Genomic DNA, 13,702 nt, shown 5'->3' on the forward strand with positions numbered 1-13,702 from the left:
GGCTCCAGTGTGGTTATTGAACGTGGGTGAACGCCGCACGGCCAGCCTGGCTGAGCACGACATCGTCCTGGGGGGTATGGATACGGCTGCACAGCACGTTGCGGTAATGCCGCTGCAAGGGGTTGTGGCGTGACAGCCCAGGGTTACCCGCCGCTTCTACCGCCAGTTCCACGGCGCGGATCGCGTTGCTGCTGACCACGTGTTTGATTTGGCCGGCATGCTGCGCCGCGACCTGACCAGCCGCCGCGGCGTCGAGCAGGGTGCGATTGGTGAATAAGAGGGTGTCGATGCGCCCGACCACCTCCTCAAAGCGCGCCAGGCTCGCTAGCGGCGCGCCCAGGTTGGCCGGGCGGCGCTCCTGCAAAAAGGTCACCAGCCAGTCGCGGGCAGCTTGGGCGACGCCGTCGTAAAGGCTGGCCAGCAGTACTGCCATCCAGCGTTGGGCGTCGTTGTCCAGTTCTGCCCTGGGTGCGCTCAGCGGGCTGACCCCCACGGCGTGTTCCAGCGGGATCAGAACGTCGTCAAAGCGTACTTCGTGGCTGCAGGTGGCGCGCATGCCCAGGTGGTCCCAGTCTTCGACGATCTGCACCCCTGGGCTGTCTCGGTGCACCAGGTAGCTACCCACCAGTGGGTCGGCGTCATCACTGCGGGCCCAGACCACGAACCAGGTCAAGCCATAGCTGCCGGTGGAGTAGATCTTGCGCCCACTCAGGCGCCAGCCCTCGGCGGTGCGTCGTGCGACGGTGGCGGGCAAGCCGCCGCGGGCTGGTGTTCCAAGGTCGGGCTCGACGCGAAACGCGTTGACCAGCGCACCGTCAATCACAGCCTCACGGGCCAGCCGTTCACGCAGCAGCCGAGGCCAACGCGGGTCGTCCTGCAGGCGCACGTGTTGCAGGTATTGCATGACCAGAATCAGCGCAGTGGACGGCTCACCTTTGCCCACCGCAGCCACTACCTGACGCGCGTGGGCCAAGTCAGCGCCAGCGCCGCCCAGCGCACGCGGTACGGTCAGCGCCAGCAGGCCATGGCGGTGCAGTAAGGCGAAGTTGTCGGCAGGGAACTGGCCTAGCAGGTCGACCTGTTCAGCGGTGGCGGCCAGGGCTTGGGTAATCTCGGCGAGGGCTCGGTCGCAAGAGGGAAGGGTCATAAAGCGCTCATAAACGGAGGTCAGACGAGGGTTGCCTAAGACCGTATTCTTATGAGTTAGCGCTGTAAAAGTCTTTTTTGTTCTAAGCTAATTATTTGTTTTTAGAATCATAAAATATTTTTAATATGCAATATTCTGATTTTATGAAGCTGCGTCGGGTGCTAGGGCACCGGCATTGTGCAACTGCGCCAGGGTCTGCGTTTTCAGCGCGGCCAGTTGCGCGGCGCCGCGGTCGCGGGGGTGCGCCAGGGCCACGGCGATCTCAGCGCAGATGCCGCTCGGGCGGTTGCCCATGACCAATACGCGGTCACTCAGGTACAGCGCTTCATCGATATCGTGGGTGACCAGCAACAGGGCGATGCGGTGACGCTGGGCGAGGTCCAGTAACAGGGCCTGGAGCTTCATTCGGGTAAAGGCGTCCACCGCACTGAAGGGCTCGTCGAGCAGCAATACCCGTGGGCGCGAATAGAGCCCGCGGGCGATGGCGACCCGCTGCGCCATGCCCCCAGACAATGCCTTGGGCAAGGCCTGGCCGAAGCCACTCAGGCCCACCTCTTCCAGTAACTGGGCGACCCAGGCACGATCATAGCCGCTGTCATCGTGAAAGCCTATGTTGCGCTCTACGTTCAACCACGGCATCAGCCGCGGCTCCTGGAACACAAACGCCAACTGCTCATCGGTGACCTGGACTTCGCCTTCGTAGTCGCGCTCGAGACCGGCGGCGATGCGCAGGAGTGTGCTCTTACCGCAGCCACTGGGGCCCAGCAGGCTGACCACTTCGCCGGGGTACAAGCGCAGATGCGCGTCCTTGAGCACCAGGCTGGCAGCGAAGCGTTTGCGTCGAATGTTCAGGGCCAGCAATGCTTCGCTCATTGGGCACCCCTGGGGTGGTCGCCGCTGAAGGTGTCGCGCCAGGCCACGCAGCGTTTTTCCAGGCGGGCGAGCAGGCCATCGGAGATTTTCCCCAGCACCGCCAGGGCCAGGATCGCCGCCAGCACGATATCCGGGCGCGAGGTTTCGCGGCCGTCGCTGAGCAAATAGCCCAAGCCTTTGGTGGCGGCAATCAACTCGGCCGCTACAAGAAACATCCAGGCCATGCTCAGCCCGCTGCGCAAGCCGGTAAACAAGCCGGGGAGCGCCGCAGGTAGAAGAATGCGCAGGGTCAGCCGACGCGCACCGAAGTGGTACATCTGGCCAACTTCCACCAGTTTACGATCGATATTGCGAATGGCGGCGACGCCGTTGACGTACACCGGAAAGAACGCGCCGATGGCGATCAGCACCACCTTTGAGGTTTCATCGATACCCAGCCAGAGCAACAATAGCGGCACCCAGGCCAGGCTGGGGATGGCCCGCAGGCCAGCAAAGGTAGGTTCCAAGTAGGCTTCGGCTTCCCGGCTAAGGCCTACCCAGGCCGCAAACAGCAGGGCTAGGCTGGCCCCAATGGCAAAGCCGGCCAGCACCCGCCCGAGGCTGGCCAATACGTGTTTGCCAAGTGCGCCGTGTGCCAGATCAAGCAGGGTCAGGGCGACATCACTGGGGGCTGGCATCTGGTAGGCAGGCAGCCAACCGATGCGCACCACCAGCTCTAGCAACAAAATGATGAGGGCCGGCAGCACCAGGCCTTTGCCGCGGGCGAGCCAGCGGCCGGAGCGGCGCTGGCCAGCCGTTGCAGTGCCTGAGGCGAGGGATTGGGGCGACGCAGCCATGGGTTCAAGGCCTCCCGATGACCTGAGCGCTGAAGCGCGGCTCAATCAATTGATCCACCACCTGGTCCACGTCTACGCCCTTACGCACCAGGCCTTCGGCCAGCAGAATCGGCGCTGCGGCTTTTAGCGCTTGAACCTGCTTGGAGCCTGGCTGGGCGTCGCTAAAGTCGGTGCGCGAGAGCTGCAGCTTGGCCACGTCCAAAGGCAGGCCCGATTCTTTGGCCAGCAAAGCGGCCAGCTCGTCAGGGTGGGCCTGGGCCCAAGTGCGTGCCTGTTCGTAGGCTTTAAGCACTTCGACGACAGTTTCGGGTTGCTCCTTGGCGAACTTTTCCGTCACGTTGATCACGCCGTAGCTGTTGAAGTCGACATTGCGGTAAATCAGCCGCGAGCCTGCCTGCAATTGGCTGGCAGCCAACAGGGGGTCAAGCCCGGCCCAGGCGTCTACATCGCCGCGCTCCAGCGCGGTACGGCCATCGGCATGCTGCAGGTGAACCAGTTCCACGTCGTCCTTGTTCAACCCGGCCTGTTGCAGGCTACGCAGGGTAAACAGGTAAGGGTCCGTCCCTTTGGTGGCGGCGATTTTCTTGCCCTTCAGGTCGGCCACGGTCTTGATCGGCGAGTCTTTGCCCACGGCCAGGGCCGTCCACTCCGGGCGGCTGGCGATGTACACGGTCTTGATCGGGCTGCCATTGGCACGGCTCAACACGGCCGCCAGGCCAGCGGTGGAGGCGAAGTCGATGCTGCCGCCGTTAAGGTATTCCAGGGAGCGGTTACTGCCCTGGCTTTGGACCCACTGCACCTGGGTCTGCGGCAAGGCTTTTTCCAGCCAACCGAAGTGGCGCAGCACCAGGCTGGTGGGGGAGTAGTAAGCGTAGTCCAGGCGCAATTGCGCCGGTGCTTGCGCGCTGGCCCCAGGGCTGGCCAGGACGCTGAACAGGGCGAAAGCTGCCAGCAACGGCCGTGGTAAACGGAGCAGAGCGTGCATGGGAACATTTCCTTTTTTTGAAGAGCAAGGCTGGCAGATGCCGCAGGTTGACTGATGCTAATTGATCTAAAAAAGAACGAATAAATACCTAATAGGTATTAGCTTATGTCCATCGCTTACTTCTGACGGGCGCCGCCGGGTAGGGGCTCCGGGGCTTTCCAGGCGGCTTGCTGCACCGTCAACGCTTTTGGCAATAAATGGTTCTGATAGAACAGGTCAGCCGTGGCCTGTTGCGCTGCGATGACCTCTGGACCCACGGGTGAGATGGGGGAGGCCGGGCGATTGTCGATATAACGAACCACCACGTTTTCAGGCAGGCCCATGGAACGTGTGAGGATCTTCACACTTTCGCTGCGCTGGCTGCGGGTCAGGGCTTCTGCGCTGCTGAGGGTCTGCAGTAATGCCTCGATGAACGCGGGGTAATCATTGGCGAACTCGCGCCGCGCCGAATAGATCGGCCCGGATAACCCCAGCCCGGAGCCGTCTACTAGCAGCCGCGCCTGCCCCTGGGTCAGGGCCAGCGATGCATAGGGTTCCCAGATAGCCCAGGCATCGACGCTGCCCTGCTCGAAGGCCGCCCTGGCGTCGGCGGGGGTCAGGTACACCGGCTGGATGTCTTTATAGCTCAAACCCGCCGCATTCAAGGCGCGTAAGACCACATTGTGGGAGCTGGAGCCCTTTTGAAACGCCACTTTTTTGCCTTTTAGGTCAGCGGTCGTGCGCAGCGGGCTGTCCCGTTTGACCAACACCGTTTCGGCATGGGGCTTGGCAGGTTCGGCGCCAATGTAGGCGAGGTCCGCGCCTGCCGCTTGGGCGAACAGGGGCGCAATATCCCCGGTCGAGGCCACGTCCAGGGCGCCAATGTTGAGGGCTTCGAGCATCTGCGGCCCGGCCGGGAACTCAATCCACTGCACGGCGGTGCCGCCAAAGCGCCGCTCTAGCAGGCCGTGTTCTTTGGCCAGAACCAGGGCTATTGAGCCCTTTTGATAACCGATGCGTACCTGAGCAGGGTCGGCGGCCAGCGCCACAGGGGCGAGCAGGAGTGTCAGCAATGCCAGGAAGTAGGCTTTCATCATTAGGGCTCTCATTCAGGTTCTTACGCGTAGGGCCGGCTTGGCCAGGCCTAGGTGGTCACGCAGGGTGGTGCCGCTGTAATCCTGGCGGAACAGCCCGCGGCGCTGCAGCTCAGGCACCAGGTAGCGGGCGACGTCCTCCAGGCCTGCGGGCAGGTGCGGTAGCAGAATATTGAAGCCATCGGCTGCGCCTTCTTCGAACCAGGCCTGCAGTTCATCCGCGACCTGCGCTGGCGTACCGATCAAGCTGTAATGGCCACGGCCACCGGCGATCTTGCGGCCCAGTTGGGCCAGGGTGAGTTGCTCGGCCGCGGCCATCTGAGTTAATAGCGCCTGGCGGCTGCGTTGGCCGCTGTCGGTCAGTGGTAGCGGCGGCAGGGGCTGGTCCGGTGGGTAGCCGCTAAGGTCGAAGTTGCCCAGCATACGGCCCAGCAGAGCGATGCCCACCTCCGGTTGCACTAGCGCTTGCAAGGCGTCGAATTTCTCTTGAGCTTCGGCTTGGCTGGCACCCAATACCACGAACATCCCAGGCATGATTTTCAGGGCTTCGGGCTGACGCTGGAAACGCTCCAAGCGGGCCTTGAGGCCACGATAAAACTGTTGCGCTGCGGCCAGCGACGGTTGTGCGGTAAACACCACCTCAGCGGTTTCTGCCGCCAGTGCCTGGCCCGCCTCGGAAGAGCCTGCCTGTACCACCACCGGTTGCCCTTGGGGCGAACGGGCGACATTGAGCGGGCCTTTCACCTGAAAGTGTTCGCCGATGTGATCAAGTACATGGCGTTTTTCCGGCCGGTAGTACTGCCCAGTGGCTTTGTCACGGATAAACGCGTCGTCGTCCCAGCTGTCCCAGAGCCCAGTCACGACCTCATAGAACTCACGGGCGCGGCTATAGCGCTGGGCATGACTGAAGTGTTCGGCGCGGCCAAAATTGTGCGCTTCGGCCGCCGCATCCGAAGTCACCAAGTTCCAGCCGCTGCGCCCGCCCGACAAGTGATCGAGGGAAGCGAACTTGCGCGCCACATGGTAGGGCTCGTTGTAGCTGGTGGTGGCGGTGGCGATCAGGCCGATACGCTCGGTCACGGCGCTCAATGCCGAGAGCAGCGTCAATGGCTCGAACAGGTCGGAGCGCGCCATCGCGCTGGCCGCCTGCTCGGTTGGCGCGGCGATACTGTCGGCGATGAACAAAGCGTCGAATTTCGCTGCCTCGGCGACTTGCGCCAGGTGCTTGTAATGGCTGAAGTTTTGCCCGGCATCGGCGGGCACCTGGGGATGACGCCAGGCCGCGACGTGGTGACCGGTGGCCATCAGAAAGGCGCCGAGGCTGATCTGTCGATTGCGAGTGGTCATGGTGAATTAAAAATCCTTGCGCAATTGCACACCGAAGTAACGCTCGTCGTCTCGCGGGACGGCGCGGTAGATGTAGCCGCTGCCACTGGCCAGCATCGGGGAGTAGGAGGTGTTCGCTAAGTTCTTGGCCAGTAAAGCCACACGCCAGCCTTCGTTGTAGTCGGCCAGGGCGACGCTGGCGTTCCAGATGCCGTAAGCGCCTTGGCGGGTATCCGGGTTTTGCGTGATGTCGTATTGCACCTCGCTCTGCCAGCTGTAATCGGTGCCCAGTTCGACGTCCAGGCCGTTGTCCAGCGCGATCGTGTAGTCAGCCCGCAGGTAGCTTTTCCAGTCCGGCGAATAGGGCAGGGTCTTGCCGTTGACGTTGCAGCTGGCCGTGGCGCCTACCGGGCAGGCAAAACTGTCGATGCGCGCGCGGGTATAGGCCAGTGCAGCGGATAACTTAAGACGTGAGGTGGCCTGCAGGCTGATATCCGTTTCGATGCCCTGGGTGGTGACGCTGCCAGCGTTGATCAGGCGGGTGACCACCTGATTGGCCACGGTATCGAAAAAGTTGGCTTGGTAGTTGTCGTATTCGCTATGGAACAGCGCGACATTGCTGGTCACCCGGTCATCCCATGCCGTGGCTTTGAACCCCAGCTCCCAAGTGTTCGAGGTTTCCGGGCGAAGGGCACTGGTGTCCCGCGGCTGCATGTTGAAGAACACGTTGTAGGCCGGGCCTTTGTACCCGCGTGAGTAGGTGAGATAGGTCATGACGTTGTCGGCTAAATCGTACTGCACCCCCAGGCGACCGGACCAGCCGTCTTCATCCACCGACCCGGAGCTGCGGGTGCCGGGCTGGATGCCGCTGACGGTTGTCGCGGAGGTGGACACGCGGCGGTGGTCGTACTCGAGTTGGTCGTGGGTCCAACGCAGGCCGGCGATGCCGCGAAAAGCCGAGGTGAAGTTCAGCGTGCTTTCGCCGAAGACCGAATAGCTATCACTGGTGGTGCTGTAGTCTGCCACTCCGACATTGCGCGTGGTCGGGGTAATGAGCGTACGCCGGTAGGTCTCCTCGTCCTTGCCGTGCATATAAAACAGGCCGCCCACGTATTCCAGAAACTGGCCTTTGGGGGAGGCCAGGCGCAGTTCCTGGGAGTATTGGTTGAAGTCCAGCTCGCCTTTGTCTTCGGTGCCAGGGAAGGTCGCGCTGATATTGGCCAGACGGTCGCCATCCTGCCATTGGGTGTTGTTCCAGCCCCGCCAGGCAGTGATGGACGTCAGGGTGTAGTCCCCCAAGCTCCAGTCCAGTTGGGCCGACAAGCCTTTGTTGGTGTCTTCCACGTGGCTGCGGTAGTCGCTCTGGATGTCGCGGTTGTCGCTACCGGCGCGCACCGGGGCCAGGGCGCCGGCGAAGGCCGGGGTCAGGGCCTGGCTGATCACCCCATTGGGTGTGTCATCGTGGGCCTGCATGTAGTCGGCGATGACGGTCAGGGTCAACTCGTCGTTGGGGGTGAACAGCAGTTTCCCCCGGACGCCCTTGCGGTTATAGCCATTGACCTCCTGGCCGTTGGCCTGGTTATCGACGTTGCCGTCGTAACTGCCGAACAGGGTGCTGACCGAGCCGGTGAGGATATTGTCGACGATGCTGCCGCCGATGCCGAAACGGGTGCGGCTTTCGTTGCCGCTGTAGTACGCCTGGTCGATGTAACCGTGGGTGTCTGCGCTGGGCGCTTTGCTGATCACGTTAATCACCCCGGCCGACGCGTTTTTGCCGAACAGTGTGCCCTGGGGGCCCCGCAGCACTTCTATGCGATCCAACTCAAGCAGGTCGAGGGTGGCTTGGCCGGGCCGCGCATATACCACGCCGTCGACCACGGTGGCCACGGTGGGTTCGACGCCTGGCGAGGTCGAGATGGTGCCGACCCCACGGACAAACAGCGAGGTGTCTTTGTTCGAGGCGCCCGTACGGAAATTCAGGCTGGGGACCTGCTGAGCCAGGCTGGCGACACTGTTGCGGTTGTCGCGCTCCAGCTGCTCGCCTTGCACCACCGAAACGGCCACTGGAACGCTTTGCAGAGATTCTTCGCGCCGCGTGGCCGTGACGGTGACCGCCTGCAGCGTGACGGCCTGGCCGTCGTCGGCAGTGGCGAGGGTCGGCAAACTGCTCAGCGCCAGCGCCGCGGTGATGGTGTGAGCCAGTCTGGTTGGGCTATAGAGTTTTACAAAAGTATCCCGCATTGGATTGCTCGCTATGGAAAGTGCCCTGGCGGCTCGTGGCTCTATGGCCACTGCGCCTGATGATGCGCCGCAATGTCGGGCCACATTCGCTTGTGCGAGTAGCTGGCATACACAGTTAGTTAGCGCTAACATCAGCAGTATCCGTATGTGCTTTATAGACCGTCCAATACTTAAAAATTATTTTTATATGTCTTTTTGTTTTGTCGAGGGCGTTCTGCTTGAGTGAGCATAAAGAGCCGACACGCAAGCGTCGTAGCGCCGGGCGGGTCACGCTGCAGGCGGTGGCCAAGCGAGTGGGCGTGTCGATGATGACCGTTTCCCGCTATTTCAATCAGCCTGAGCAGGTCGCTGAAGACCAGCGCCAGAAGATCGCTGCGGCCGTGGCCGAGCTGGGTTATGTGCCCAATCTGGTCGCCGGCGGCCTCGCATCCGCCCGAGGTCGCATCGTCGGCATGGTGGTGCCGAATATTTCGGGGCCCATCTTCGCCAAGACTATTCAGGGCTTTAGCGACACCCTCAGCCGGCACGGTTATCAGTTGCTTCTGGCCTCCAGCTATTTCTCTACCGATCAAGAAGAAAGCGCGGTACGGGCGTTTCTCGGCTGGTCGCCCGCCGCGTTAGTGGTGACCAGCCACTTCCATAGCCCCGCGACGGAAAAAATGCTCGCCGATACCGACATCCCGGTGATCGAAATGTGGGATTACCAACCCCAGCGAGCAATGATGCAAATTGGCTTCAGCCACCATCAGGTAGGGGTGAGCGCGGCCCGTTACCTTTATGACCGTGGCTACCGGCGGATTGCCTTTGTGCAGAACAGCGCCGCCGGTGATTTCAGTGCGCTGGAGCGCCGGGACGGTTACATGGCCACCCTCCATGAGCTGGGCCTGGAACCCCTGCTGTTCGTCCCAGATGCCGATCGCGCGCCATTCGAAGCAGGTAAGCAGGCCATGGACACCCTGATGGACAGGGCACAAAGGCCCGATGCGATTGTTTTCGCCAACGACAACCTGGCCGCCGGCGCCTTACTGGCAGGGCAACGCGCCGGGGTAAGGATCCCCCAGGATTGCGCAGTGCTTGGCTTTGGCGATTATCCTTTCGCCGAAATGTTGATGCCAAGCCTGACCACGATCAGGCCACCGGCCTTGGAGATTGGTGTCCTGGCGGCGACCCGGGTACTGCAGAGCCTTGGCGTGTTAGCCGGGCAGGGCAGCCTGGAGCGGTTGAACCTGCTGGCCTGCGAGGTGGTGGAACGCGAGAGCACTTGAGGGCTGAGCGGGCAGTAACGGAATATTCTATGATGGCGGCAATTTCCTATAGCCCTCCGGCCCTAGTACCAAGGACCCGCAATGACCTTCGAAAGCCCTGAAATCTCCGAAAGCCCCGAAGCCCTGAAAGCTCGCAAGCTAGTCCAACTCAATTCATTGCTTGAAGCCATGGGCAGCGAGACCCGTGATCTTTCCAAAGCGTTTTATCACGGCTGGATCCTCTCCGCCGCCATGGAGCTGTGGGACCGTGGGGTACTCAGCCAGGAAGAACGCCAGGCCTTCGAAGTCAAAGCCAACGCCGCCGCCAATGGCGCCGCCGCCGAGCCTCAAGGCTCCGATTGAGTACACAGCGGGGGAAAATCTCTAGAAATTTCAAGGCATGCCGATAAACACTTTGTGTTGGCCATTGCGCTCATTGGCTTCCCCTTCCTACAGGACCCCCCATGCTGGCGTACAACCAAAGAAAATTTCTGATCGTCGACGACTTTTCCGATTTCCGCAGCTCGGTGCGTTCCATGCTGCGCGAATTGGGTGTGAAAGACGTGGACACGGCCGACTCAGGGGAGTTGGCGCTCAAGATGTGCGCGCAGAAACGCTATGACTTCGTGCTGCATGACTTCAACCTGGGCGATGGCCGCAAGAATGGCCAGCACGTGCTTGAAGACTTGATGGTGGACAAACTGTTGAGCCACGAAAGCGTGTTTATCATGGTCACGGCAGAGAATAGCCAGGCCATGGTCATGAGCGCATTGGAGTGGGAGCCGGACGCGTACCTGACCAAACCCTTCAACCGTGCCGGCCTGGCCCAGCGTCTGGAAAAACTGGTGCAACGCAAGACCCTGCTCAAGCCGATTCTGCAAGCGCTGGATCGCGGTTTGCCGAACGAGGTGCTGGCAGCCTGTACCAGCCTCACTGAGCAAGACCAACGCTATGCACCGCTGTGTTTGCGCTACAAGGCCGATGCGCTGCGCGATCTGAACCAATATGACGCCCTGGAAGCGTTCCTCAAGACGATTCTCGCCGATCGCCCCACGCCGTGGGCCTACGGGGCGCTGGGCAGTCTGCTGTGCAAGCGGAAAAAATACGCCGACGCCAAGGAGCTTTACGAGCGCGCCCTTAAAGCATTCCCTATGCTGCCGGCACTGTACGACGGCATGGCGGATGTCCTGGTCGCCCTGGGCGACACCCAGCGGGCCCAGGGCGTTCTGGAAGATGCCGTACGCCTGTCCCCCCTAGCCGTGCGCCGCCAGCGTTTGCTGGGCAAGCTGGCCCTGGATAACAAAGACTTCGACAGCGCTTCCAAGGCCTATCGCCACGCCGTGGCCCAAGGGCAGCATTCGCGTTTCAAAGACCCGGAAACCAATTTAGGTTTCGCCCAAGCCTTGATCAGCAAAAATGGCGACCAGGGCCTGGATGCGCGCAGCCGACTCGAACTGAACCAGACCCTGGGCGAAGTGGCCAAAGAGCATGGGCAAGACCAAGGCCTGCAAGTGCGCACTCGGCTGATGAAGGCCACTAGCCTGAAACAGTCGGATCCTGAAATGGCAGCTAAGCTCACTCAGGAAGCCATGGGGCGATTGCAGGGCATGGACGAGTTTTTGAGCGCCGATGCGGCGCTGGCGGTGGCGGCCCAGTTGCAGGATTTAGGTCAAGCCGAGGCGGGGGCTGGGGTGCTGAAAAGTTGCGCGGAGATCTACGGCGACGACCCGGTGGTGATGCAAAGCATCGCCAGCCAGACCGACGACCCGGCGATCTTAGGGGCCAACAAGGTCGCCATGGACTTGAACGTGCAGGGTGTACGCAGTTACAAGGGCGGCAAGTTGGAAGAGGCCCAAGTGCTGTTCCGCCAGGCGCTGGGCTTACAGCCTAAAAACATCAGTTTCGCGCTGAACTTGGCGCAATCTCTACTGCCGGCCAAAGGCGCTGCGGCTGATGCGGCCAAGCTGGAGGAGTGTCGGGCCTGCCTGAAAATGGTTGGCAAGATGCCAGACAGCGACCCGCGTTACGAGCGCTTCCAGAAAATGCAGATCAGGGCGTTTGGCGCATGAGTGAACAGCAAGCAGGTCTGGATTTTTCCATGGTCATTGCCTCTACCGTGCATGACATGAAGAACTCCCTGGCGACCGTGATGCAGGCCCATGGTCAATGGCAGGGGCGTTTGGCCGAGCCGCAACGCGACACGGCCGAGCGCGCGGTCATCGACTATGAGTTTGCCCACCTCAACGGCATGATGGTGCAGTTGCTGGGCCTGTATAAGCTGCAGGTCAACCAGTTACCCTTGCGCCCCGAATACCACGAGATGGATGACTTTATCGAGGCGCAGTTGGCCTGGCATCAGGAAGTCCTGGGTAGCCGTGGCATCAGCGCCACTTACGACGTCGACAGCCTATGCCCATTGGGTTTTTTCGACCGCGAGCTGATGGGGTCGGTGGTGTCCAATATTTTGATCAACGGCATCCGCTTCGCTCGCAACGCTATTCATATTGAGGTGCGCGAGGAGGGCGGGCAGTTGTCGTTGAGTATCAACGACGACGGCCCAGGGTACCCGGCCGAGCTGGTGGAGTTTCAGTCCGAATACGTCCAGGGCATTGATCAGTCGACCGGCAGTACCGGGTTGGGCCTCTATTTCGCCGCGCAAATCGCCGGGCGCCACCAACGCAATGGCATCCGTGGACGCATCGAACTTGGCAATGGCGGGCGCCTGGGTGGTGGTTTATTTACGTTGCACCTGCCTTAGTCAGCTATCTCGTTGCGCCTCACAAAATGTGACAGGTTGAGGCGAACCGCTCGGTGAACATTTCCCCTAGAATGGCGGCCTTCGTTAACGATGGTAAATAGCTGATGCCTTCTTTGACCCGCCGTGAGGCGATTGCCGGTATGGGGCTGCTCGGCCTCGGTTTGCTGGCTGGGTGTTCCGACGAGAGCAAGTTATCGTTCAAGTACGGTAAGGACCTGAGCAATCAGATCCTCGGCCGTACCTTCAAACTCAAAGACCCCCAAGGCAACGAAAAAACCTTGTCGAGCTTTCGCGGCTTGATGCCCATGGTGTTCTTCGGTTTTACTCAGTGCCCGGCGGTGTGCCCCACGGCGCTGGCCCGGGCCGCCCAGGCGAAAAAGCTGATGGGCCGTGATGGCGATCGTTTGCAGGTGATCTTTATCTCCCTCGACCCGGAACGCGACACCCCCGCGGTGCTGGACGCCTACGTCAAAGCCTTCGATCCCTCTTTCGTGGCCCTCTCCGGAACCCTGGCCGAAACCGCCGCGACAGCCAAGGAGTTCGGCGTGTTTTACGAGAAGGTCCCCTTCGGTGAAAGCTATACCCTGTCCCACAGCACCACTAGCTTCGTGTTCGACTCCCGGGGCGTGTTGCGCCTTGGCCTGGCCTCTTCACTGACTGCACAGGAATGTGCAGAAGACATGCTCACCGTAATGGAAGTCTGCTGATGAACCTGCAATCTGCCCAACCTTTAGCATGGCGCGCACTGGCGCTGCTTTCACTGCTGACCTTGACCAGCCACGCCACGGCCCAGACGCGAGTCGACGAGCCCTGGGTACGCGCGACCGTACCTGGCCAGCCTGCGACGGGCGCCTTCATGACGCTGACCGCCAGTGTCGACAGCAAGCTGGTTGGCGTCCAGTCAGAGGCGGCCAAGAGCGCGCAGATCCACCGTTCCAGCACCGCCAATGAGGTGATGCGCATGGAGCACGTCGATGGGCTCGACCTGCCGGCGGGCGTGCCGGTCAAACTCGACCCCCAGGGTTATCACATTATGCTGATGGGGTTGGCGGGGCAGGTGAAAGAGGGCGATAAGGTTGCACTCGAGCTGACCGTCGAAGCCACCGATGGTACCCAGGAGGCCATCGAGGTGCTTGCTCCGGTACGAGCGCTCAACGGCCATGCTGGCCATAGCGGCGCCCATTGACGGCCCGCGCAGTGGATCCCGTGGTCTACTGCG

The 13,702-nt window shown here is 61.5% G+C and carries 13 protein-coding genes; 6 read left to right on the forward strand and 7 right to left on the reverse strand.

The genetic code is table 11. The features are described 5' to 3' along the window. Positions 1–13: 13 nt before the first annotated feature. The 7 genes from QCL65_RS10740 to QCL65_RS10770 form a co-directional block, all read right to left on the reverse strand. A complete protein-coding gene (locus QCL65_RS10740; RefSeq protein ID WP_407316201.1) occupies positions 14–1,147 on the reverse strand; it encodes an acyl-CoA dehydrogenase family protein in 1,134 nt (377 codons plus the stop codon). A 141-nt stretch (positions 1,148–1,288) separates the two neighbouring features. Beyond that, positions 1,289–2,020, reverse strand: coding sequence for an ABC transporter ATP-binding protein (locus QCL65_RS10745; protein WP_407316202.1), 732 nt, complete (start codon positions 2,018–2,020; stop codon positions 1,289–1,291). Next, positions 2,017–2,856, reverse strand: a complete 840-nt coding sequence (locus QCL65_RS10750) for an ABC transporter permease (RefSeq protein ID WP_407316203.1) — start codon at positions 2,854–2,856, stop codon at positions 2,017–2,019. The genes QCL65_RS10745 and QCL65_RS10750 overlap by 4 nt, the downstream gene beginning before the upstream one ends. A 4-nt stretch (positions 2,857–2,860) precedes the next feature. Then, positions 2,861–3,841 (reverse strand): aliphatic sulfonate ABC transporter substrate-binding protein, encoded by a 981-nt coding sequence (locus tag QCL65_RS10755; RefSeq protein ID WP_407316204.1) that lies wholly within the window; start codon positions 3,839–3,841, stop codon positions 2,861–2,863. Between the two features lie 116 nt (positions 3,842–3,957). Further along, entirely contained in the window at positions 3,958–4,914 is a 957-nt protein-coding gene (locus tag QCL65_RS10760; RefSeq protein WP_407316791.1) for an aliphatic sulfonate ABC transporter substrate-binding protein, read from the reverse strand. 15 nt (positions 4,915–4,929) lie between these two features. After that, positions 4,930–6,261, reverse strand: a complete 1,332-nt coding sequence (locus QCL65_RS10765) for an LLM class flavin-dependent oxidoreductase (protein WP_407316205.1) — start codon at positions 6,259–6,261, stop codon at positions 4,930–4,932. A gap of 6 nt (positions 6,262–6,267) precedes the next feature. Beyond that, a complete protein-coding gene (locus QCL65_RS10770; protein WP_407316206.1) occupies positions 6,268–8,481 on the reverse strand; it encodes a TonB-dependent receptor in 2,214 nt (737 codons plus the stop codon). Between the two features lie 218 nt (positions 8,482–8,699). Between QCL65_RS10770 and QCL65_RS10775 the strand changes: the two genes are divergently transcribed. From QCL65_RS10775 to QCL65_RS10800, 6 genes are all read left to right on the forward strand, one after another. Continuing rightward, positions 8,700–9,746: a LacI family DNA-binding transcriptional regulator gene (locus QCL65_RS10775; protein WP_407316207.1), complete on the forward strand. Its 1,047-nt coding sequence runs from the start codon at positions 8,700–8,702 to the stop codon at positions 9,744–9,746. Between the two features lie 81 nt (positions 9,747–9,827). After that, positions 9,828–10,088: a hypothetical protein gene (locus tag QCL65_RS10780; protein WP_407316208.1), complete on the forward strand. Its 261-nt coding sequence runs from the start codon at positions 9,828–9,830 to the stop codon at positions 10,086–10,088. A gap of 101 nt (positions 10,089–10,189) precedes the next feature. Beyond that, complete coding sequence (locus QCL65_RS10785; protein ID WP_407316209.1) at positions 10,190–11,794, forward strand: response regulator; 1,605 nt, start codon at positions 10,190–10,192, stop codon at positions 11,792–11,794. Next, on the forward strand, positions 11,791–12,483 hold the full coding sequence (locus QCL65_RS10790; RefSeq protein ID WP_407316210.1) for a sensor histidine kinase: 693 nt from the start codon (positions 11,791–11,793) through the stop codon (positions 12,481–12,483). Before QCL65_RS10785 ends, QCL65_RS10790 begins: the two co-directional genes overlap by 4 nt. Before the next feature lie 104 nt (positions 12,484–12,587). Beyond that, a complete protein-coding gene (locus QCL65_RS10795) occupies positions 12,588–13,190 on the forward strand; it encodes an SCO family protein (RefSeq protein ID WP_407316211.1) in 603 nt (200 codons plus the stop codon). Next, positions 13,190–13,669, forward strand: a complete 480-nt coding sequence (locus QCL65_RS10800) for a copper chaperone PCu(A)C (protein ID WP_407316212.1) — start codon at positions 13,190–13,192, stop codon at positions 13,667–13,669. The genes QCL65_RS10795 and QCL65_RS10800 overlap by 1 nt, the downstream gene beginning before the upstream one ends. Positions 13,670–13,702 lie beyond the last annotated feature (33 nt).

Source organism: Pseudomonas sp. nanlin1 (assembly GCF_045571515.1).
Classification (GTDB): domain Bacteria; phylum Pseudomonadota; class Gammaproteobacteria; order Pseudomonadales; family Pseudomonadaceae; genus Aquipseudomonas.

Coding starts and splice junctions, on each gene's coding strand:
- QCL65_RS10740 (WP_407316201.1), bottom strand. CDS start 1,147: ATGACCCTTCCCTCTTGCGACCGAGCCCTCGCCGAGATTACCCAAGCC.
- QCL65_RS10745 (WP_407316202.1), bottom strand. CDS start 2,020: ATGAGCGAAGCATTGCTGGCCCTGAACATTCGACGCAAACGCTTCGCT.
- QCL65_RS10750 (WP_407316203.1), bottom strand. CDS start 2,856: ATGGCTGCGTCGCCCCAATCCCTCGCCTCAGGCACTGCAACGGCTGGC.
- QCL65_RS10755 (WP_407316204.1), bottom strand. CDS start 3,841: ATGCACGCTCTGCTCCGTTTACCACGGCCGTTGCTGGCAGCTTTCGCC.
- QCL65_RS10760 (WP_407316791.1), bottom strand. CDS start 4,914: ATGAAAGCCTACTTCCTGGCATTGCTGACACTCCTGCTCGCCCCTGTG.
- QCL65_RS10765 (WP_407316205.1), bottom strand. CDS start 6,261: ATGACCACTCGCAATCGACAGATCAGCCTCGGCGCCTTTCTGATGGCC.
- QCL65_RS10770 (WP_407316206.1), bottom strand. CDS start 8,481: ATGCGGGATACTTTTGTAAAACTCTATAGCCCAACCAGACTGGCTCAC.
- QCL65_RS10780 (WP_407316208.1), top strand. CDS start 9,828: ATGACCTTCGAAAGCCCTGAAATCTCCGAAAGCCCCGAAGCCCTGAAA.
- QCL65_RS10785 (WP_407316209.1), top strand. CDS start 10,190: ATGCTGGCGTACAACCAAAGAAAATTTCTGATCGTCGACGACTTTTCC.
- QCL65_RS10790 (WP_407316210.1), top strand. CDS start 11,791: ATGAGTGAACAGCAAGCAGGTCTGGATTTTTCCATGGTCATTGCCTCT.
- QCL65_RS10795 (WP_407316211.1), top strand. CDS start 12,588: ATGCCTTCTTTGACCCGCCGTGAGGCGATTGCCGGTATGGGGCTGCTC.
- QCL65_RS10800 (WP_407316212.1), top strand. CDS start 13,190: ATGAACCTGCAATCTGCCCAACCTTTAGCATGGCGCGCACTGGCGCTG.